This window comes from Microbacterium longlingense (assembly GCF_058349825.2).
This window is the reverse complement of record NZ_JBYRJA020000002.1, coordinates 50,833-70,238: the sequence shown is the minus strand read 5'-3', so window position 1 is coordinate 70,238 and position 19,406 is coordinate 50,833. Positions and strand designations below refer to the sequence as shown.

Sequence of the window (19,406 nt, the reverse complement as noted above, 5' to 3'; positions counted from 1 at the left end):
AGGGCACCTCTCCGGTGAGGGCCGGCGGGCGGCGAGGTCGCCGCCGCCCGCTCCCTCTCATCATCTCCCGCGGGCATCGGATCCCGCAGACCCTTGTGGGGTTTCGTTATTCCTTTGCGCGGCGGCCGGTGATCAGGCCGTAGATGAGCAACACCAGAACCGACCCGCCGATCGCGAGGGCCCAGGTCGAGAAGTGGAAGAAGCCTTCCAGGTTGACGTTGAACAGGATGCCGCCGAGCCAGCCGCCGAGCATGGCGCCCACGACACCCAGCAACAGGGTGACGAACCAGCCGCCGCCCTGCTTTCCGGGCAGGATGAGCTTCGCGAGCGCGCCCGCGATCAGACCGAGAAGCAGAAAACTGAAGAAACCCATGGGATCAGTCCTTCCGAACGAGGGGAATGGGGATGAGCTGCCGGGGCGGGACCCCCGCCCCGGCACTGTGCGCTCTTACTTCTTGAAGACGTCCTTGACGTCCTCGACCGTGTCCTTGACGTGGCCCTTGGCCTGGTCGGCCTTGCCTTCGGCGACGAGCTTGTCGTTGTCGACGACCTTGCCGACGGTCTCCTTGACCTGACCGGCGACCTTGTCGGCTGCGGCCTTGATCTTGTCTCCAGCACTCATGGTGTGTTCCTTTCTTCGTGGTGGGCCGCCCGGACGGGTTGCGGGCGGCTCGCTTGAGGTATCGGTGCGATCCGCGTCAGCTGCCGATGAGGCTCTTGCGAGCCTTCTCGATCGACTTGCGGGTCTTCTTCGCCATTCGTCTGCGCGACTTCCTGGCTTCGGGGCTCGTCCAGAGCCGCTCGAGCTGGTGCCGCAGATCCTCGTAGTTCTTGCCGCGCGACTTCGCCGACTCCACGCCGACCAGGTACCCAGCGAGAACGATCACCGCGAGCATCAGAAGGTTCTTCCGCATCGCTCTGCTCCTTTCGTCATGCCCCCGAGGGGGTCAGCTCACCCGTGCCCGATCCGCCGCGAGCCGCGAACGGATCCCGGAGTGGATCGACACGAGCGTGAGTGTCTCTCTGCCGGTCAGGGTCGCGAGACTGTCCACCAACTGCGACACCGTCTCGGCGACTTCGGCGGGGGACGTGTTCTGCCGCGGGGTGACGCTCACGTGCAGCACCTCGGCATCCCCCACCCGGCGGGCGTTCACCCGCGACGAGAGGATCTCATCGCGGCCGGCGAGAGAGTGGGTGATCGCGTCCGACGCGAACGCCTGACGGATCGTCACGGCCCCCTGAGCGCCCTGGCCGGGATCCTCCCGGATCACGGCACTGGTCCGCCCGCCACCGAGCCGGGCGATGACGACCACGACGATCACGACGATCAGCAGCAGCACCGCCAGCAGGGCGATCGTGAACCAGCTCAGCATTGTGGCCTCGGAGACGCGGGTGACCGTGTCGGCCTCGATCATCCAGTCCACCGCCGTCGACATCCCGGTACGCCAGATGTCTCCGGCGACCGGCCATACCGCAGCGGTCACGACGGCGCCGCCCGCGGCCAGCAGGACAATGCCGACGAGGAAGAGGATGACGCGGTTGACGCCCCGGTTCGTGGCATTCACGATGGCTCCTCCATATCGGCGGCCCGCAGGACGCGAGCACGCACCTTCAGGCGCGGCGAGAGGTCATAGCGGGCGGCCTCGGCCTCCGCGATGGCGCGGACGTCGCTCTTGGCAACGGTCTGGCCCGGCTCCGGGCGAACGGTGACGTCGGCACCACGGTGCCCCACACCGACCACCACTCCCCCACGGGGAAGATCGAGCTCACGCCGGACGTGCTCGGCGATCGACGAGGCGATCACGCCGTTGTCGGCGATCACCGCGTGCTGTCCGATCGCGAGCTGGTGCTTGGGGCGCAGCCCGGGCGCGAGCGCCAGCCACACCAGGACGATTCCGACGATCGCGGCAACGACGCCGGCCGCCACGATCGGCGCCTGCGCTCCCGACTCGGGGAGGTCGCGGATCCACGCGAGCGCGACCCCCGGTCCCACCAGGAGGGGGCTCAGGCCGAGGAGGTGCAGGACGACCTCGATGCCGACGTACACGGCGGCCGCGGCGACGACGATCAGCACGATCACCGTCGCCACCGTTCGCGGCGAATGCGTCTCCCGACGCACCACGCGCTTCAGCACGGCGCTGGTCATCTAACTCACCCTCTTCCGTTCCGGAATGATCGCGCCCGTCACGGTGAAAGACACCCGACGGATCTCTCGCCCGGTCAGGCGTGCGTACTCCGCGGCGAGCGCGGACTGGAGACGACGGATGCGCTCGACGATCGGCACCTCGGCGCGGATCGCCTCGACGTCGGCGAGGTCGGGGATCGGCAGCCTCGCCGCGACGCGCACGGCGAGGCCCCCGCCCCATTCCGACACCTCGACGTCGACATCACCTCGAGGGACACCGATCGCGACCGCCGAAGCCTCCCGAACGACCTTGTCGATGACGCGCTCACGCACCCGGACGGCGCCGGGGTGTCGTGACACGGCTCCGAGCGTCGCGTTCGCCGGGGTTGCAACGGTCACGGAGCTCATGACGAGGTTCGCCGACCCGTGAACGCCGCTGCCACCGCTCGGATGTCCAGCTCTCCGGACATCATCCGCCCGGCCAGGGCACCGATCGCCATGAGGAGCACGACGAGCAGGAAGCCCCAGAAGCCGAAGATCAGCCCGGCGAAGGCCAGCACGGCGCCGACCAGCGCTCCGGCCAGCGTCGCACTCATGAGACGCGGGACTCGGAGTCGTCGTCAGAGTCGTCGCTGGGCAGGTGCACATCGTTCACGTCGATGTTCACCTCGACGACCTGCAGGCCGACCAGACGGGAGATCGCGTTGGCGACCGAGCTGCGCACGTTCTCAGCGACCTCCTGGATCGGGGCCGGGTACTCGACCACGATGGTGATGTCCGCAGCGGCCTGGGTCTCGCCGACCTCGACCTTGACACCCTGAGTGAGGTCGGTGGCGTTCACCGCGTCGCGGATCGCGCCCAGAGCACGGGCTCCGCCGCCGCCGAGCGCGTGCACGCCGGGAACCTCGCGTGCCGCGATGCCGGCGACCTTCGCCACGACGCCCTCGGCGATCGTGGTGCGTCCTGCCGAGTGGGCGTCGTCGCCGCTGGGGCGCGAAGCCGAAGAGACACGGTCCACCCGCGATGCATGCGCCGGGGCGGAGTTCGCGCTCCGCGAGGTGGCGGCGCCACCCTCGGACGCAACAGCCGTGTTCGTCTCATCCGTAGCCATCAGAACTACCTCCGCATAATCACGCAGCCGTTCGAGCTGCACCATGGAACGAGCGAAGAAGAACGCTCTACACATGAGACGGGGCTCGATCACCGGATGTCACAAAAAACTTCCGGATGCGCGATACGGGAATCCGTCGGCCGGGCGCAGGCCTCAGCCCCCGAGTCCGAACCATCCCAGCGCGAACAGAGCGCGCGCGGCGAGGATGAAGCCGATGATGCCGATCACCCACGCGGTCGTCGCCTGCGCGTACCGGGTCAGCCACGCGTCCATGCGTTGCAGCGGCCGCTCCAGGGCCGACGCGGCGAGGATCCGCAGCACGAGAAGCACGAGCGCCGGGGCGATCATGACCAGGCAGTAGCCGAGCAGGATCACCGTCGATGCAGGGAAGCCTGGTCCGCGGGCGGTGATGATCCCGATCCCGGCGAGGTACGGCAGCATCGATGCCGCCTCGATCGCGACCGCGGTGAGCGCGAGCCCCATCAGGGCGGTGAGCGACCCGGCACCATCCTCGCCGCGCAGGATCCTGCCCCGCCAGCTCAGCAGCCTGCCACCGCCGGCGGCTGCCCGGCGGGCGGCGTTCGCCCTGGCCTTCTTGGTGTCCATCAGCTGGCTCACGACGAGCAGCAGAACGCCGGCCGCGAGCTGCGCGATCAGGAAGCCCTCCGAGGCGACCGCGTCGCGATAGGCCTCGGCGAGAGCACCGGCCCCCAGCAGCAGGACGACGCCGAGCAGGAAGTACGCGGCCGTGACGGTGCCCAGGTAGGCGAGGACCCGGCCGACGCGCAGCCGGCCCGGAGCCGCGAGCAGCCAGATCGGGATCAGGAGGGTGCCGAAGCTGCCGGCGTCGACGAGAGCGAGCAGGGCGAGCGCCCCGAGGGAGGCCGTGTCCATCAGGACGGCCCCGTGCGGAGGCGTCGTTCGCAGTCCACCCGCGCAGCGCTCCCGGTGCCGCGCTCCGAGGCGACCGTCTTGCCGTCGACCAGGATCTCGCAGCTGATGAAGCTCGCTCCCTCCGCCGCTTCGGCAGAGGCAGTCACGCTGCGCAGCGGCAGGAACGTGTCCGTGGCGACGTGGAACTCCAGACTCACCGGGAGGGTCAGGGCGTCCTCGCGCACGCTCTCCGCGTCCGATGATGTCTCCAGCTCGACGTCCACTGCGGCGATCGTGGCCGCATCGCTGTCGAAGCGGATCTCGACCACGAGCCCTGCCTCGTCCGTGGACTCCGAGGGCTCTCCGGCGGGGGAATCGGTGAAACCCTCCAGGGTGTGCTGCACGACCCCGCAGCCGGACAGCGCGAGAAGCCCCGCCGTCACCGTTGCGAGAAGCAGCGCCTGTCGTGTGATCCGTCTGTGCGGCATCCGTCGTCCTCCCCTGTCGCCTTTTTCTAGCACGGTTGTACTACGCGATCACAGTAGCACGACCGTGCTACTGTGATCGCGTGAGCAGGAGCATCGACAAAGAGGCCCGCCGAGAGCAGCTGGCGGAGGCGGTGTGGCAGGTGGTGCTCGACAAGGGCGTCGGCGCGGTGTCCGTGCGCACCGTGGCAGAGCAGGCAGGACTCGTGGTGGGCTCGCTGCGCTACATCTTCCCGACACGGGCGGAGCTGCTGGTCTTCTCCGCAGAGCTCATGGTCCGCCGCGCCACCGAGCGCGTGCGGAGCATTCCCCGCGGTGAAGACCTGGCCGCATACGCCTTCGAGGTCATCGCCCAGCTCCTCCCCCTCGAGGCCGACAGCAGGGCCGAGCTCGAGGTCAATTTCGCCCTCTTCGGCGAGTGTCCTGCCGAGCCGGCGCTCATCGAGGTGCGCGACCACGCCCATCGCCAGCTTCGCGAGGCCTGCACCGGGCTCGTGGAGCTCCTCACCCAGAGCCCCGAGCGCGACGAGGCCACCATGAAGAAGGCCCGCCGCCTCCACGCGCTCGTGGACGGCCTCGCCTTCCACCTGCTGCACACCGCCCCGGACGACGTCGAATGGGCCCTCGATATCGTGCGCGAGGAGATCACCGCGCTCCACCCCTCACCCATCCGCGAGCGGCCACGGGGTGCGGTCATTTCTGAGAAATGACCGCACCCCGTGGCCGCTCGCGGATGGCGGCGCTGAGTGTGACGCCCGCGACCGATGCGACGGCAGCGACGGTGAACAGCAGCGGGAATGATCCGGGCGAGACTCCGACGCCCAGGACGAGCATCGTGATCGGGGCACCGAAGGACGACCCCACCGTGCGCATCACGCAATTGACGCCGACCGCTGCGGCGATCTCATCGCGGGGCACGAGGCGAGAGACGAGGTCGGCGGCCAGGGTGAAGCCGAGGCCGTTGCCCATCCCCATCATCGCGAAGAACACGATCAGTGCCGGCAGCGATCCGGGCAGCAGCGCAGCGCCGACGCTCCCCACCCCCATCGCCAGCAGCGCGAGGGCGGCGACGACCGCGGGCCGCATGCGCGCGAGCAGCACCGGGGCGAGCCGGCCGCCCACGAAGACGAGGATCGCCGAGGGCAGCATCGCGAACCCGGTCTGGGCGACGTCCATCTCGAAGCCGTGGGGTTGCGCGGCCTGGAACAGCACCGGCAGCCCGACATAGAACAGATACGGGATGAAGCCCAGGATCAGCGTCAGCAGATTCACCGCCGCGACGGCCGGTCGCGCGAGCACACGCACGTCGACGAGCGGGTTCACGGTCCGCTGCTCCACGAGCCACAGGCTCACGAGCGCGGCGACGGCCAGAACCGCCAGCCCGAGCACCGCCGGGCTCCCCCAGCCCCACGACGAGCCCTGCGCCACCGCCAGCAGCAGGGACAGCAGGCCGATCGCCAGCAACGATGCCCCGGGCCAGTCCGGCCGGCCGTGCGGCCCCTCCGCGCGCTCCGAGCGGGGCACCCAGATCGCCACCAGGGCGATGCTGATCCCGCCGAGGAGCACGCCGACGGCGAACAGCCACCGCCACCCGAAGATCTCGGCGATGAAGCCGCCGATCACCAGGGCGGCACCGGCGCCCAGACCGAGCGTACCGCCCAGCCAGCCGACGGCGGAGGGCTGGGCGGTCGCCGGCAGATGCCGCCGCACGATCGCGAGGGCGAGCGGGAACGACGCCGTCGATGCCCCCTGCAGGACGCGGCCGAGCAGGAACACCGGGTAGGTGACGCTGAAGAAGCACAGCGCGCTGCCCGCGACGAAGACCATCATCGAGACGAGCAGCAGCCGACGGTGCCCGAAGCGATCGCCGAGTGCGCCGAGAATCGGCGCTGCGATGGCTCCGCTGACGAGATAGGACGTGAGCACCCACCCGCCGCCGGTCACATCGAGGTCGAGGCCCGCAATGATCTCCGGCAGAGCGGGCACGAGCAGGGTCTGCATGAGGGAGTACGACAGCACCGCGCACACGAGTGCGGGCAGAATGCCGCGTCCGGTGCGAACAGCGGGCTCGGTCAGGGTGGCAGAGGACGTCATGGGCTTCCTTCTTGATCGGAGCGGAATGCTCCGCTCCGATCAATCTATGTCCTTTCCGGTTTCCTCGCTACCCTGAGATCGTGAACCCCGCCAGCGCCCCCTCCGACCGCGGCCGCGCCAAAGAGGCCAGGGTGAATGACCGCGCCGTCCTGGAGGCCGCGCGCGACGTTTTCGCTGAGCAGGGCTTCGACGCCCCCACCTCCGCGATCGCCAAACGCGCCGGCGTCGGCATCGCGTCCGTCTACCGCCGGTACGCCTGCAAGGAAGACCTCGTGCACGCGCTGCGGCTCCTCGCACTGGAGGACGTGACCCGCATCGCCCACGAGGTCGTCGAGGAAGACACCGAGTCCGCGGTCGCACGATTCCTGACCCGCCACATCGAGGAGGCGGCCAACCCTCTGGCCACGACCTTCGGCCGCCGCCTGCCGACCACGCCGGACATCGACGCCGCCGCCGACCGCCTCCACCACGCCCTCGATGCCCTGATCGCGGCCGATCGCGGGCGCGGCGTGATTCCCGACGACTACACGGCGGCGGAGATCATGATGGCCATCGCCCAGCTGCGCCCGCACCTCGCCATTCCTCCGCAGAACGCCACCGCGCTGCACCTGCGGCAGCTCGACCTGTATCTGGCCGGCCTCCGGCAGGTGGCCGTCGGAGCGGCGAGCCAGCGCGGCTCCGCTCTCACCTGGTCCGAATGGGTGAGCTTCAACAGCGAGCCCTGATGCGCGGACGCGACAGGGACCGGGCATCGGGATGACCGCCGCTCGACGGACCTCGCCGGCCGCACGTCCGCCGCAGGGTGGATGTCTCCCGCCGCACCGGCTCATAGCGTGGTGGGCATGACAGAAAAGAACAGCAGGACGATCCCGCCCGGACTCGGATCCGGCACCGGCCTCATCCTCGGACTCGCGGTCGGCGCGATGCTGGGCGGGGATGCCCCGCATATCGCCCTGGGCCTGGCCATCGGCCTCGGCGCCGGGAGCATCTTCGACATCGTCGTCGCCCGGCGGAAGAGGAGCTAGCGCTCGGGAAGCGCCGGCACCGTGCCGCGAGGGAGCGGGCAGGCCGCATCGCCGAGACGGTCGCCGGACATCCTGGCGGACACTCCTCTGCCGGGTGGCGCTGCCCCGGGGGCAGCGCCACCCGGCAGAGGACCGACTCAGTCCTTCTCGAGCTTCAGCGCGATGCCCAGCCCGAAGAACGTCGGCGCCCACTGGCCGATGAAGATCCCCCAGCGGTCGGACTGCGACTTGCTGTCGTTCTTGCCGCGCGAGGCCAGCCACGAGAGCAGGGCGATCCCGATCGACACGAACCCGGCGGTGTAGGCGTGCCCGCTGCGGACACCCCAGTTCGCCAGGACCTGCACCGGGTTCCACGCGGTCGTCTTGGCGGCCTTCTGAACATCCTTCTTACCGATCATGAACTCCACTCCTCTTCCGGTGACGGCCATCATGCCGTTTCCGGTAGGACGGCGCCGGCGACCGGTTCGTCACAGATGCCTTCGTCGCCGAGGACCGGATCCGACCACCCACCGCCGACTGCCGCCCGGAACGCCGCCCAGCCGGCACCCTCAGGGCGGGAGACGATGAGGCGCAGGGAGCCGTCGAAGCTGTCGGCGGTGCGGAGGTGCCCGTACGCGGCATCCCACTCCCCCGATGCGAGGTCATCACGCAGGGTCGTGTCGAACCGTCTTTCGACAGCGGCGTCGACGAAGCTCCAGGCCGAGTTCGCACGACGGGCCCCCGGGTCGAGGAGCGACTCAGGGCGACCGAAGTAGGCCTCGGAGAAGCCATCGGTGCAGTCCTGCGGAATCGGCAGCGAGATGACTTCGACCTCACCTCCCAGCCCGGCGGCGATGCGCCAGATCGGCGGGTATCTGCGCGCCTCCGTGGCGATCACCTCCGGCGCGTACGCCGCGAGCCACGAGAGGGAGAGCGCGTCGGGGTCGCAGGTGAGAACCACGACCGGGCCAGCCGTCACCCGGCGGATCTCGCGCAGCCCGGCGTCGAGGTCGGACCACTGGTGCACGGTGAACGAGGCCAGGGCTGCATCGAAGACGTCGTTCGCGAAGGGCAGGGCCTCGGCGGTCGCATCCACGGCGACGGCCCGATGCGCCGGCCGCTGCGCCCGCATCGCAGCGCTCGGCTCGATCGGCGTCACCGCGCGGCCCTCCGGTTCGTAGGAGCCGGCTCCCGCACCCACGTTGATGATCGTCCGAGCAGCGCCGAAAGCCTGCTCGATCGCGGCCTGGAAACGGGGGTCCGGACGGCGGTACCGGGCATAGCCGGCTCCGATCACGCCGTAGTCCGCGTCGCCGGCGCTTCCGTCTGTCATGCGTCCCCCTCGCTCCCGGGGCGCACCATCACGACGCTGTCGTAGGTCTTTCCCGGCCAGTGGATGGTGTCCTGCGCCTGGAATCCCCACGAGCGGTAAAGCCCGACGAGATGCTCAGCGGGGACAGCGGTATCGACGCCGACCGATGTCGCCCCCTGCGCGACCGCCCATCTCCGCCCGACCCCCCAGAGAGCGGCCGCGAGCCCTCTCCGGCGAAGGGAGGGCAAGACCCCCACCTGATTGAGCCACGCCCGGCGGGGCGCCCGCGCTGTCGCGGTGAGTTCGCGCAGGGCCGGCGAGGGGGGAAACGAGATCGTGAGCGTGGCGACGATCTGGTCGTCGTGCTCGACGACCCAGCAGCATCCGGCCTGCGCACGAGCCCGTGTGGTCGCCTCGCTCTGGTCGGCCGCGGTGTAATTCAGGCCTCGGTCCGCGAGCTCGGCATAGGCGAGATGTAGCAGCCGCGTGAGAGGCGCCGCGTCGGCTTCCACGAAACGGCGCACCGGAAAGTTTGGGTCCATGTCGCACGATCCTAATCTCGGCGCGACGTGCGTCCCGAACGCATCGCCCGCCGCGTCTCCGCTGTCGCACAGCGGCATTAGCACACTGTGCTAATGTGCTGGCATGGCCAGGACGGAGAGGCGCGAGTCGATCGTCGGAGCCGCCGCGCAGCTCGCCACACAGGCCGGTCTGGACGCCGTGACCGTGCGTGCGGTGGCCGCGGAGGCCGGCATCGGGATGGGGACTCTACGTCACTACTTCCCCACGCAGGCCGCTCTTCACGCCGCCGTCGTGCAGCAGGTGATGGAAGACACCATCGAGGACTTCGACATCGCAGAATCCTCCCAGGACCCTGGCGACCGTCTGTCGCAGTGTGTCCTGCAGTTCCTGCCCGACGGGGTCACCGCCCAGCATCTCCTCGAGATGTGGTTCGCGATGTACCGGCACGCCCTGCCGCCGGATGCCGACAGCATGGCAACCAGTCTCCTCGCGGCAACCGCGGAGCTCTCGCATCGCCGGCTCACATCCTGGATTGAGCGTTTGGCCGACGAAGGGTCCGTGCGACGCGATCGGGTCGACGATTCCGTCCTCCTGCTGAGCGCCCTCATCTCCGGCGTCTGTCTGGAGATCATCACGCCGGGCGCGCGGATGACCGTCGAGTCTGCCCGCGCGCTCGTGGATCGCGCCGCCCGGTCGCTGGTCCGCGAAGGAACGACATGATCTCGGGGGTCACGCCATGATCGACACCGCCACCTCGGACGCCCGGATACCACGCCGCACGGCGCGACTGCTGCGCCTGCCCGGCGTGACACGCCTGCGCCGTGAGCTCCCGGACGGGCGTGGCTTCGATCTCGCCTATACGCGCACGGGGCCGCGCACCCGCACCCCCGTTCTGGTGTTCCCGGGCGGCCCCGGCCTGGCTTCCGTGCTGCCCTACCGGCGGCTCCGATCGATGGTCTCGAAGGCCGGCCTGGACATCATCATGGTCGAGCATCGCGGCATCGGGCTGTCCCGCACCACGTCCGACGGGAGGGATCTTCCCCGAGCGGCGATCTCGATCGACTCCGCGATCGACGATGCCGCCGCGGTGCTCGACGCGGAGGGCATCGACCACGCCATCGTCTACGGCACGTCCTACGGCAGCTATCTCGCCCAGGGCTTCGGCGTGCGTCATCCGAGTCGTGTCGCCGGTATGGTGCTCGACTCTGCGATGCTGGGCGCGCACGCCGGGGACTCCGCGACCGACGTTCTGCGCGCGAGATTCTGGACCGGGACGGCGGGCACGCACGACCAGGCGAGGCAGGTCCGCGGGCTCGCCGAAAGCGGCATGATCGTCGCCGACGACGCCGGCTTTCCGCTGCAGTTCCTCTTCGAGTTCGGCGGCGCAGCCTTCGTCGACCGGGCACTCCGCCTGCTGGAGCGCGGGAAGGGGCGCCGGTTCTGGGCCTGGGTCCAGGCACTTGGATCGCGGGAGATCATGAAGACCCACCCCTTCCTGATGGAATTCGATCTGGTGGGAGAGATCGCGTTCCGCGAGCTCGACTACGCGCCGGCGAATGACGTCGGCCCCCTGGATACCACAGCCGGTTTCCGCGCTGCCGCCCCTCTGTTCTCCGCGTATCAGGGAGAGCCGTTCGATCTCCCCGGACAGATCTCGGCGTTCACCTGGCCGACCGTGGTGATCAGCGGCGACCGCGACCTGCGGACACCGAGAACGACGGCGGAAGAGATCACCGCCCGTATTCCCGGCGCCGTGCTCCTGGCAGTCGAGGACCACGGGCATAGCGCACTCGACACGCTTCCCGAACTGGCGATCGCCGCGATGCGGCTTCTCAGCGAGGCCGTGCGAACACGTGCCGCCCTGACTCCCGCCGTGCTGCCGCAACACCCCCGCGGCAAGCCAGGGATCATCCGCGCGATCGTGGCTGCGCGCCTCCGGCTCGCCGAGCTCGCCCCGAGGGCGCTGAGCTAGGGCGGGACCTCGACGGCGTGCTGCCACACCGGCCGGCGATGCCGAGATCGGCAGAGATCCGGGTGGTGTTACCGCGCCGCGCAGAGGCGACAATGAGACGACCGCGGGAAGGAAGACACGATGTCGGAGCAGACCCATCGCGAGACCCTGACAGTCGGGGCCGTCGCACGTCTGGTCGGGGTCAGCATCCGCACCCTGCACCACTGGGATGAGATCGGCCTGGTGAGCGCGACGACGCGCACACCGGCCGGATATCGCTGTTACCGCCCGGAGGACGTCGACCGCATTCACCGCGTACTCGTCTACCGCGAGCTCGGGTTTCCGCTCGCCGTGATCGCAGAGCTCCTGGACGACCCGCGCGTGGACGAGGTGCAGCACCTCCGGCGACAGCACCGCCTCCTGGAGGACCGAATCGCCGGCCTGCAGCGCACCGCAGAAGCAGTCGCTCAGGTCCTTGCCCGGCGAGAGGCCGGCGCCGCGCTCACACTGCAGGAACAGGCGGAGCTGTTCGGACGATGGTGGCGGCCGGAGTGGGCCGACGAAGCTCACCAGCGCTGGGGCGGTTCGGATCAGTGGCGGGAGTACGAGCGCAACGCCGCGGCCCTGACGGCCGCTGATCGCGAGAAGCTCCAGCAGCAAGGCCAGACGCTGTACACGGAGATGGCGATCGCGATGCGCTCCGGCGTGCCGCCATCGGGTGCGGCCGGATGCGCACTGGCCGAGCGGCATCGCGCACTGATCGGGAACCTGTATACCTGCACCCCGTCGATGCACGTCGTGCTGGGGCGCCTGTTCGTCGAGGACGACCGTTTCCGCGACACGATCGACGTGGTCGAGCCCGCACTCAGCGCGTGGCTGCGGGACGCGATCGACGCCGCTGCTCGCACCCACGGTGTCGACCCGGCGGCAGCGGCGTGGCCTGCGCCGTCGACTTGACCCTCACGCGACGTCAGGCCAGACGCTGGTTTCATGACCGGGAACCTGATCGACGCACACACGGCACCGCCAGCGGGCCTGATGGTCATCGACGATCCACGCCATCCCGCTGCGGCCCGCGTCTCCGACGTGCTGCGCACCCGCGCCGCACGGCCACGGACGATCCTGATCGACGACGCGGAGAACATTCTCACGGCACAGCACGCCGGCGTGCGCATCCTGGCGCTCTACGCCGCGGAGCGGACCGCGGCGGCCGCCCGACTGCGTGCCGCCGTGCCGAACGTGGACCTTCACGTGCTCGGCGGCGCCGCCCGCCGGACGCTCTTCGGCGACGACAAGCAGTCCCGGATGTTCGCGCTCGCCCGCGCACCGAAGACGACGCCGTGGCCGGCGCTGGCCGCATCGCCCGGCGATCTCGTGGTGCTCGACGGCGTTCGCCTGCCGGGGAACATCGGGGCGATCGTCCGCTCGGCATGCGCTTTCGCAGCATCCGGTGTCATCCTCGTTGACAGCGGCCTGCCCCATGTCTTCGACCGTCGTCTCATCCGGGCCAGCCGCGGTCTCGTCTTCACGGTTCCCGTCGTGACGGCCCGTCCCGATGAGCTCAGGAGCTTCCTCCGGCGAACACGCGTCCCGCTCGCCAGCCTCAGCGCAGACGCCTCATCGCCGCTCAGCGACATCAGCGTGCCGCGCGGGAGGATGGCGATCATGCTGGGAGCGGAGCGCCACGGCGTCTCGCCGGGGCTCGATGGGCTCGCCGCACACCGATTCACGGTGCCGATGGCCCCGGGCGTCGAGTCGCTGAACGTCTCGGTCGCCGCCGCGCTCGCTCTCTACGAACGGTCGCGGGCCGGACGATGATCGTGACCCGCTGGTCAGCCGGCTTCTCTCCGGCATGCGTCAGCGGCGAGCGAGCGCACCGCGGATATCGCGCACGAGGGTCGTCGCGGCGTCGAGGCGAGCACCGTAGGCCCGGGCGAACTCCGCGACAAGAGGCGCGCGGGCCTCACGCGCCCGTGCGGCGAGCTCCCGCCCGCGAACGGTGAGGTCGAGCATCACAGCACGACCATCGACGGGCGACGGCGATCGGGCGACGAGGCCCTCATCGGCGAGCCGCGACACCAGACGGCTCGGGTGTCCGGACTCCGCCACGAGGTGACGGGAAAGCTCCGTGAGCGTAGCCGGGCCCAGATCATCCAGAGCCATGATGGCCTCCGCCTGGACGCACGTGATCCCGAGGGGACGGAAGCAGGCCGAGAGGGTGGCATTGAGCTCGGTCGTGAGGCTCTTGAGCTCGAACGCGAACGCCAGGACCGCGGCGTCCGAAGAATCGTGTGACATATCATCTACCTCTTGTAGGCTTAGAAACATGATATGTCACCCATCTGCCGGAGGCGACCGCCCAGAGGCCCTGCGCGTCGCCCGGTTCGGAGCGACTCCCACCCTGCACGCCCGCACCGGAGGCGAGCGCACGATGCGGGGTGGCGTGCTCGTGCGCGTGACGCACACGTCCATCGGGAGCACCGATGCCGCGGCGGTGCGCGGGGACTATCTCATGCAGCCCGCGCCGGGATTCACACCCGGCTACGACTTCGTCGGCGTCATCGCGCATCCCGGTTCGGAGCACGCGGGGCCGGCGGACGGCCAGCGGGTGGCCGGCGTCCTCCCGCGGATGGGTGCCCATGCCACGCACATCCGCGTCGCCCCATCGCTTCTGGTCCCGCTGCCGGATGGGCTCGACGCTGCGGTCGCGGCCACGGTCCCGCTTGACGCCGTGACCGCGCGATTCGCGCTGGACACCCTGATCCCCGGCGGCCGTCACGTCCTCGTCCAGGGCGCAGGCGGTGCGGTCGGCTCGTGGGCCGTTCAGCTCGCCGCCGCCCGTGGTCTCGAGGTCTTCGGCACGGCCTCTGCTCGCACCCGGACGCGCGCGGAGAGCCTCGGCGCGACGGTCTTCGACTATCGAGACCCGGACTGGCCCGCAGCCCTCGTCGCCGCGACGAGCGGGGGCGTCACGGGGGCGATCGACCACACCGGAGACCGCGCCCTCCGCCGTGTCGTCGCGCGGGGCGGGCGCATCGTCCGCATCGCGTTCGACGGCGGCTCCGCGCACCCGCGCCGCGCGACGGCGTCCGGCTTCGTCGGCACGCTGCTGCGCCGGCGGTCGGCCGTGAGCGAACGCGTGTGCTCTGCACCGTTCATCGTGGCGACGCGGCGTGCGGCATACCGCGACGCCCTCGCCGCCGCCCTGGGCGATGTCGCGGCGGGACGCCTCCGGCCACCGCGCGCCGTCGAGTATCGGCTCGACGACTATGCGACGGCCCTCGCCCAGGCCCGCCACGCGGAGACCGGCACCAAGGTCGTGCTCGTCATGCCGTAGAACAGCACCGGCGCCGCCCGGCGCGCCGCGCCACTCAGCGCGGCGGAGTGCTCTCGCGCAACAGGACATCGAGCGCGACCGTGCCCTCGTCGGGCTGCCAAGACTCGTCGACCGCGGCGCGGAACGCCGCGGAACCGACGTCTTCGAGCGGAATGCGCACGGTCGTGAGCGCTGGCGTCACGTCGCGGCTGAGCGGGATGTCATCGAAGCCTGCAAGAGCGATATCGGCGCCTGGCTCCCGGCCCGCTTCGCGCAGTGCACTGAGAGCACCGATAGCGACGACGTCGCTGATACCGAAGACGACGGTTCCCGGCGCGATGCCGCTCGCGAGAATCTCACGCATCGCGGCGAGGCCAGCATCCCGTGTGAATCCGCTCCGGTGGACGCGCGTGAGGACCCCTCCGCCCGACTCGAAACCAGTCGAGAACCCCGCAATGCGTTCGTCCGAGGTGCGGACCCCCTCTGGCGCCCCGATCGCGACGGCCTGACGGTAGCCCCGCTCGGCGATCGCCGCCCCCAGGGCACGTGCTCCCCCGTAGTTGTCAATCAGCACGGAACGCGCGGTGCCCGCGCCCGCTCCGACTGCGACGACGCGACCGCCCATCGCCGAAATCGCATCGAGCTCTCTTTGCAACTCCGGCGCCGACGATTCCGCGCTGCGCGAAGCCGCGAGGATGATCGCCCGCGGACGCTGGCCGCGAAGCGCACGGACAAGACGTGCCTCGCGATCGGTGTCGCGTCCGGTCATCGCGATCGTGACCACGATTCCGGCTTCGTCCGCGCCGCGCGCGACGCCGGATGCCAAGAGACCGAAGTACGGGTCCGCGATGTCGGCGACCAGAAGCGCGACGACCGCCGCTGTCCCCTTCGCCGTCGCCTGCGCCGAGAGGTTGGCGGTGTACCCCAGTTCGAGTGCGGCCATCTCGACCCGCGCCCGGTAGGACTCTGCGACGTTCCGCGTGGAGCCGTTGAGCACACGGGATGCCGTCGCAAGCGAGACACCGGCGGCGCGCGCAACATCGTGCAGGGTCGGCATTGCACGGTCAGCGCGGGGCACCACGGTCGACTCGATCATCGACGAGAGTCTACGGCGCTCCCAGGTGGGGCGAGACAGCCGCACGGAACCCAGCTGCCGCGCAACGCACGGCCTCGAGCGGGTCGGTCGCCCAGATCCGCTCGTTGAAGATCTCGACCTCAATGTCTCGGTCGTAACCGGTCGCGACCACGGCGCGTGTCAGCGTCCCGAGGTCGATGACGCCGGCACCCGGATAGTGCCGACTGAGCAGGACGTCAGCGGGCAGCGGCGTTCTCCAGTCACAGACCTGATAGGTGGCAATACGGCCTTCCCGACCCGCACGCGCGATCTGGGCAAGAACGTCGGGATCCCAGAAGACATGAAATGTGTCGAGAGCGACGCCGACGACGGCAGGGGCGAATGGAGCGGCGATGTCGAGCGCTTGACCGAGCGTGGAGACGACACACCGGTCGGTCGCGTACATCGGATGCAACGGCTCGATCGCGAGCGTGACGCCGGCGGCCGCGGCATCCGGCGCAAGGTCGCCGATCGCGTCACGCACACGTTTCCGTGCTCCTGCGATGTCGCGGGAGCTGTCCGGGAGTCCACCTGCGACGAGAACGAGGACGGACGTCGACCCGGGCGCTCCCGCCGCCGCGAGCGTCGCGGTCTCCTCGATCGCGCGACGGCTGTCATCGATCGATGCCCGCCGTGCCGGCCCTTCGGACATCGTGAAGAAGCCCGCGCGGCAGTGCGTCGTCACACGCAGGCCCGAATCGGTCAGCATCCTCGCGGCGGTCGCGAGTCCGACGCTGTGCACCGGCTCACGCCACAGGCCGATCGCCTGCACGCCGGCCTCCGCCGTGACACGAAGCGCGGTCGCGAGGTCTGCTCGCTTGACCGTGGCCTGGTTGATTGACAGTCGCGGGTCCGCCCGATCGACGTTGGTCGTCATGCGTCCACCCCGTTCAATCGCAGCATCCCGTGCCATCGTTCCCTGGCGACCTCTGGCTGCTCCAGTGCATGGGCGCGGTTCGCAAACTCGACGATGCACGACAGGTGCGGCAGGCTCCTCGCGGAGTGCAGACCGCCCACCATCTGGAACGCCTGCTGGTGTCCGTTCAGCCACGACAGGAACGCGATGCCCGTCTTGTAATAGAACGTCGGCTCAGCGAACACCTGCCTGCTGAGGTCCACCGTCGGACCGAGAATCGACAGGTAGGCTGCAGGGTCCCCATCATCGAGCGCTTGGATCGCCGCCGACGCGGTCGGCGCCAGCGCCGCGAACGCGCCGAGCAACGCGTCGGAGTGCCCGGCGTCCTTCGTCGAAAGGGCCGGATGCGAGTCCTGTGCCAGCGTCGATGCCTCGTGGCGCGGTTCACCGCGTTGCCGTTCCCCGACAGACGGTGCGAGTGCGTCGCCGCCAATGAGCCCGACATAGTTGAAGTCGTCACCGGTGAACATGCGCACGCCGCCGGGGAGGCGCTCACGCACGGCTACTTCCGCTGCCGCGTCCAGCAGGCTCATCTTGACTCCGGCGACCTTCCCCGGGTTTTCAGCGATGATGCGCAGGAGGACTTCGGACGCCGTCGCCCATGCGGAACTCCCGAAGTACCCCGCAAGCTGCGGGTCAAACACCGGACCGAGCCAGTGCAGCACGACGGGAGTCGAAGCCGCCTGGAGCACAGCGCCGTAGACGCGAAGGTAGTCCGTCTTCGATTCAGCCGACCTGGCGAGGTGCCGCGACGCCATGAGGACAGTGTCGGCGCCCTGGTCCTCGGCGAAGTGCAGCTGCTCTTTATAGGCGTCGGCCACCTCTGCGAGGCTCAGGACATCCGCGTCGACGTGGTCGGTATTCACGCCGACGACCACCGAGCCGCCCTCCTCCCGCGCTACACGCGCCGACCGCGCGATGAGGTCACGCGTCGCGGCTGGATCCAGACCCATGTTGCGTTGAGCAGTGTCCATCGCATCGGCCACGCCCAGCCCCCACGAATAAACATGGCGACGGAAGTCGAGCGTGGCGTCCCAGTCGATTTCGGCCGGCCGCCCTGGGGTGTTGTCCGCCCATGCACGAGGCACGACATGCGCAGCCGCATAGGCGACCCGCGTCCGCAACGGCCCCGCGGGCTTCGCATACGGAGGCGCCTCGTTCAGCGGCGCGGTCGTTACGGAGCCGTCGGCACGCAGAAGCGTGAGCGTCGGGCCAGCGGTGTCCTGCAGCATTCGGATCACCCCGGCGCCAGCGCGGGCAGCTCGACCTTGCGACCCTCGCGACTCGACTGCAGCCCCGCCTGCGCGAGAAGCACCCCACGCGCCCCCGCGAGAAGGTCGAAGGGGTACTCGGTGCCCTCGACGTAGGAGACCAGGAACTCCTCCCACTGCTGCCTGAAACCGTTGCGGTACACGTCGTTGGCCGGCACCTGTGCCCAGTCCGCGTCGTAGTCGTGGTCGTCTGCCAGATCGGGGTTCCACACCCGCTTGGGCGTCGCAGCACGGTGCTGAATCTTGGCGTGGAACAGGCCGACCACTGCTGAGCCGTGCGTGCCGTCGACGTGGAACTCCACGAGCTCATCCCGGTTGACCCGAACCGTCCAACTCGAGTTGATCTGTGCGATGACACCGCTATCGAGCTCGAAAACGCCGTACGCGGCGTCTTCAGCCGTCGCGACATAGGGCTCGCCGTTCTCATCCCAGCGGTCGGTGACGTGCACAGCGGCCTGCGCGTAGACGGTTCGGACTCTGCCGAACAGGTTCTCCAGCACATAGTTCCAGTGCGGGAACATGTCGACGATGATTCCGCCGCCATTCTCGACTCGGTAGTTCCACGACGGGCGCTGCGCAGGCTGACCGTCGCCGTCGAACACCCAGTAGCCGAACTCGCCACGCACCGACAGGACTCGGCCGAAGAATCCGGAGTCGATCAGGCGCTTGAGCTTCTGCAGGCCCGGAAGATAGAGCTTGTCGTGCACGACGCCCGTTTTCACGCCGGAGACAGCGGCGAGCCGGGCGAGCTCGACGGCCTCGTGGACAGACTCGGCCGTGGGCTTCTCGGTGTATATGGCCTTGCCCGCGGCGATCGCCCTGCGCAGCGCCGAAGCGCGAGCCTTCGTAACGAGGAAGTCTGCATAGATCTCCCAGCGCGGGTCGGCGAGAGCCCCATCGAGGTCGGTCGTGTAGTCCTCGATGCCGTGTCGCGCGGCGATCTCCGCGAGCTTCACGGCGTCGCGGCCGACGAGAAGCGGCCGGACGGTGATCTTCGCACCGTCGCGGAGCTCGATCCCGCCCTGGTCGCGAATCGCGAGGATCGAACGAACCAGGTGCTGACGGTACCCCATCCGCCCGGAGACGCCGTTCATGATGATCCCGACCTCACGGACGGCGAGATGCGGGGGTCGGATGGGCTTCGCGGCGGGTGCCGCGACGAGGGTCGTTGACTCTGACATCGTGTATCTCCCTGGTCATGAAATCGTCCCGGTGGACGATGGAAGGTGGGTAAGCGCTTTCCGGTCGAGCCATCGTGACATCGGAGTTCGCTTTCCGCAACCTCGTGCCACACAGCCACCCGCACGTCAGC

Annotated in this window: 27 protein-coding genes; 8 read left to right on the top strand and 19 right to left on the bottom strand. The window is 69.5% G+C overall.

The annotated features are described in order from the left end of the window. Nucleotides 1–106: 106 nt before the first annotated feature. From AC3RXY_RS03320 to AC3RXY_RS03275, 10 genes are all read right to left on the bottom strand, one after another. The gene (locus tag AC3RXY_RS03320; protein ID WP_491509479.1) at nucleotides 107–373 is read right to left on the bottom strand and encodes a GlsB/YeaQ/YmgE family stress response membrane protein; all 267 of its coding nucleotides are present in this window, start codon (nucleotides 371–373) and stop codon (nucleotides 107–109) included. A gap of 75 nt (nucleotides 374–448) precedes the next feature. Beyond that, complete coding sequence (locus AC3RXY_RS03315) at nucleotides 449–622, bottom strand: CsbD family protein (protein WP_491509478.1); 174 nt, start codon at nucleotides 620–622, stop codon at nucleotides 449–451. A 76-nt stretch (nucleotides 623–698) separates the two neighbouring features. Further along, nucleotides 699–914: a hypothetical protein gene (locus AC3RXY_RS03310; RefSeq protein WP_491509477.1), complete on the bottom strand. Its 216-nt coding sequence runs from the start codon at nucleotides 912–914 to the stop codon at nucleotides 699–701. Nucleotides 915–947: 33 nt separating this feature from the next. After that, nucleotides 948–1,565: a hypothetical protein gene (locus AC3RXY_RS03305; protein WP_491509476.1), complete on the bottom strand. Its 618-nt coding sequence runs from the start codon at nucleotides 1,563–1,565 to the stop codon at nucleotides 948–950. After that, entirely contained in the window at nucleotides 1,562–2,146 is a 585-nt protein-coding gene (locus AC3RXY_RS03300) for a DUF6286 domain-containing protein (RefSeq protein WP_491509475.1), read from the bottom strand. The genes AC3RXY_RS03305 and AC3RXY_RS03300 overlap by 4 nt, the downstream gene beginning before the upstream one ends. Next, nucleotides 2,147–2,533, bottom strand: coding sequence for an NTP pyrophosphohydrolase (locus AC3RXY_RS03295; protein ID WP_491509474.1), 387 nt, complete (start codon nucleotides 2,531–2,533; stop codon nucleotides 2,147–2,149). Then, nucleotides 2,530–2,721, bottom strand: a complete 192-nt coding sequence (locus tag AC3RXY_RS03290) for a DUF2273 domain-containing protein (protein ID WP_491509473.1) — start codon at nucleotides 2,719–2,721, stop codon at nucleotides 2,530–2,532. The genes AC3RXY_RS03295 and AC3RXY_RS03290 overlap by 4 nt, the downstream gene beginning before the upstream one ends. Then, nucleotides 2,718–3,236 carry an Asp23/Gls24 family envelope stress response protein gene (locus AC3RXY_RS03285; protein WP_491509472.1) on the bottom strand — a complete coding sequence of 173 codons (519 nt, stop codon included), beginning with the start codon at nucleotides 3,234–3,236 and terminating at the stop codon, nucleotides 2,718–2,720. Before AC3RXY_RS03285 ends, AC3RXY_RS03290 begins: the two co-directional genes overlap by 4 nt. A gap of 153 nt (nucleotides 3,237–3,389) precedes the next feature. Beyond that, nucleotides 3,390–4,130: a GAP family protein gene (locus tag AC3RXY_RS03280; RefSeq protein WP_491509471.1), complete on the bottom strand. Its 741-nt coding sequence runs from the start codon at nucleotides 4,128–4,130 to the stop codon at nucleotides 3,390–3,392. Further along, nucleotides 4,130–4,597: a hypothetical protein gene (locus AC3RXY_RS03275; protein ID WP_491509470.1), complete on the bottom strand. Its 468-nt coding sequence runs from the start codon at nucleotides 4,595–4,597 to the stop codon at nucleotides 4,130–4,132. Before AC3RXY_RS03275 ends, AC3RXY_RS03280 begins: the two co-directional genes overlap by 1 nt. 80 nt (nucleotides 4,598–4,677) lie before the next feature. Between AC3RXY_RS03275 and AC3RXY_RS03270 the strand changes: the two genes are divergently transcribed. Continuing rightward, complete coding sequence (locus AC3RXY_RS03270) at nucleotides 4,678–5,304, top strand: TetR/AcrR family transcriptional regulator (protein WP_491509469.1); 627 nt, start codon at nucleotides 4,678–4,680, stop codon at nucleotides 5,302–5,304. On the opposite strand, the gene AC3RXY_RS03265 is transcribed toward AC3RXY_RS03270, so the two are convergent. Further along, nucleotides 5,288–6,688, bottom strand: coding sequence for an MFS transporter (locus tag AC3RXY_RS03265; RefSeq protein WP_491509468.1), 1,401 nt, complete (start codon nucleotides 6,686–6,688; stop codon nucleotides 5,288–5,290). The genes AC3RXY_RS03270 and AC3RXY_RS03265 overlap by 17 nt on opposite strands. Before the next feature lie 80 nt (nucleotides 6,689–6,768). Between AC3RXY_RS03265 and AC3RXY_RS03260 the strand changes: the two genes are divergently transcribed. Next, the gene (locus tag AC3RXY_RS03260) at nucleotides 6,769–7,413 is read left to right on the top strand and encodes a TetR/AcrR family transcriptional regulator (RefSeq protein WP_491509467.1); all 645 of its coding nucleotides are present in this window, start codon (nucleotides 6,769–6,771) and stop codon (nucleotides 7,411–7,413) included. A gap of 117 nt (nucleotides 7,414–7,530) precedes the next feature. Then, the gene (locus AC3RXY_RS03255) at nucleotides 7,531–7,713 is read left to right on the top strand and encodes a hypothetical protein (RefSeq protein WP_491509466.1); all 183 of its coding nucleotides are present in this window, start codon (nucleotides 7,531–7,533) and stop codon (nucleotides 7,711–7,713) included. A gap of 137 nt (nucleotides 7,714–7,850) precedes the next feature. Here AC3RXY_RS03255 and AC3RXY_RS03250 read toward each other — a convergent pair whose 3' ends face one another. Genes AC3RXY_RS03250 through AC3RXY_RS03240 form a run of 3 tightly spaced genes read right to left on the bottom strand, consistent with a single transcriptional unit; the run spans nucleotide 7,851 to nucleotide 9,546 of the window. Then, nucleotides 7,851–8,111: a hypothetical protein gene (locus AC3RXY_RS03250; protein ID WP_491509465.1), complete on the bottom strand. Its 261-nt coding sequence runs from the start codon at nucleotides 8,109–8,111 to the stop codon at nucleotides 7,851–7,853. 29 nt (nucleotides 8,112–8,140) lie between these two features. Then, on the bottom strand, nucleotides 8,141–9,025 hold the full coding sequence (locus AC3RXY_RS03245) for a class I SAM-dependent methyltransferase (RefSeq protein ID WP_491509464.1): 885 nt from the start codon (nucleotides 9,023–9,025) through the stop codon (nucleotides 8,141–8,143). Beyond that, nucleotides 9,022–9,546: a GNAT family N-acetyltransferase gene (locus AC3RXY_RS03240; RefSeq protein ID WP_491509463.1), complete on the bottom strand. Its 525-nt coding sequence runs from the start codon at nucleotides 9,544–9,546 to the stop codon at nucleotides 9,022–9,024. The genes AC3RXY_RS03245 and AC3RXY_RS03240 overlap by 4 nt, the downstream gene beginning before the upstream one ends. 103 nt (nucleotides 9,547–9,649) lie before the next feature. Between AC3RXY_RS03240 and AC3RXY_RS03235 the strand changes: the two genes are divergently transcribed. The 4 genes from AC3RXY_RS03235 (at nucleotide 9,650) to AC3RXY_RS03220 (ending at nucleotide 13,295) form a co-directional block, all read left to right on the top strand. Beyond that, on the top strand, nucleotides 9,650–10,246 hold the full coding sequence (locus tag AC3RXY_RS03235; RefSeq protein WP_491509462.1) for a TetR/AcrR family transcriptional regulator: 597 nt from the start codon (nucleotides 9,650–9,652) through the stop codon (nucleotides 10,244–10,246). Between the two features lie 16 nt (nucleotides 10,247–10,262). After that, nucleotides 10,263–11,498 (top strand): alpha/beta fold hydrolase, encoded by a 1,236-nt coding sequence (locus tag AC3RXY_RS03230; protein ID WP_491509461.1) that lies wholly within the window; start codon nucleotides 10,263–10,265, stop codon nucleotides 11,496–11,498. Nucleotides 11,499–11,618: 120 nt separating this feature from the next. After that, a complete protein-coding gene (locus tag AC3RXY_RS03225) occupies nucleotides 11,619–12,434 on the top strand; it encodes a MerR family transcriptional regulator (RefSeq protein ID WP_491509460.1) in 816 nt (271 codons plus the stop codon). Nucleotides 12,435–12,467: 33 nt separating this feature from the next. Then, entirely contained in the window at nucleotides 12,468–13,295 is an 828-nt protein-coding gene (locus tag AC3RXY_RS03220; RefSeq protein WP_491509459.1) for a TrmH family RNA methyltransferase, read from the top strand. A 39-nt stretch (nucleotides 13,296–13,334) separates the two neighbouring features. Here the strand turns inward: AC3RXY_RS03220 and AC3RXY_RS03215 are convergent, their stop codons facing one another. Continuing rightward, nucleotides 13,335–13,775, bottom strand: coding sequence for a MarR family winged helix-turn-helix transcriptional regulator (locus AC3RXY_RS03215; protein ID WP_491509458.1), 441 nt, complete (start codon nucleotides 13,773–13,775; stop codon nucleotides 13,335–13,337). Nucleotides 13,776–13,803: 28 nt separating this feature from the next. On the opposite strand from AC3RXY_RS03215, the gene AC3RXY_RS03210 reads away from it, so the two are divergent. Beyond that, nucleotides 13,804–14,814 (top strand): quinone oxidoreductase family protein, encoded by a 1,011-nt coding sequence (locus tag AC3RXY_RS03210; protein WP_491509457.1) that lies wholly within the window; start codon nucleotides 13,804–13,806, stop codon nucleotides 14,812–14,814. A 34-nt stretch (nucleotides 14,815–14,848) separates the two neighbouring features. Here the strand turns inward: AC3RXY_RS03210 and AC3RXY_RS03205 are convergent, their stop codons facing one another. From AC3RXY_RS03205 to AC3RXY_RS03190, 4 genes are read right to left on the bottom strand one after another with little or no spacing between them, the layout of a single operon-like run. Then, nucleotides 14,849–15,889 carry a LacI family DNA-binding transcriptional regulator gene (locus tag AC3RXY_RS03205; RefSeq protein ID WP_491509456.1) on the bottom strand — a complete coding sequence of 347 codons (1,041 nt, stop codon included), beginning with the start codon at nucleotides 15,887–15,889 and terminating at the stop codon, nucleotides 14,849–14,851. 10 nt (nucleotides 15,890–15,899) lie between these two features. Further along, the gene (locus AC3RXY_RS03200) at nucleotides 15,900–16,784 is read right to left on the bottom strand and encodes a sugar phosphate isomerase/epimerase family protein (protein ID WP_491509455.1); all 885 of its coding nucleotides are present in this window, start codon (nucleotides 16,782–16,784) and stop codon (nucleotides 15,900–15,902) included. Further along, a complete protein-coding gene (locus AC3RXY_RS03195) occupies nucleotides 16,781–18,055 on the bottom strand; it encodes a DUF993 family protein (protein ID WP_491509454.1) in 1,275 nt (424 codons plus the stop codon). The genes AC3RXY_RS03200 and AC3RXY_RS03195 overlap by 4 nt, the downstream gene beginning before the upstream one ends. Before the next feature lie 5 nt (nucleotides 18,056–18,060). Continuing rightward, nucleotides 18,061–19,275, bottom strand: coding sequence for a Gfo/Idh/MocA family protein (locus AC3RXY_RS03190; protein WP_491509453.1), 1,215 nt, complete (start codon nucleotides 19,273–19,275; stop codon nucleotides 18,061–18,063). Nucleotides 19,276–19,406: the final 131 nt, after the last annotated feature.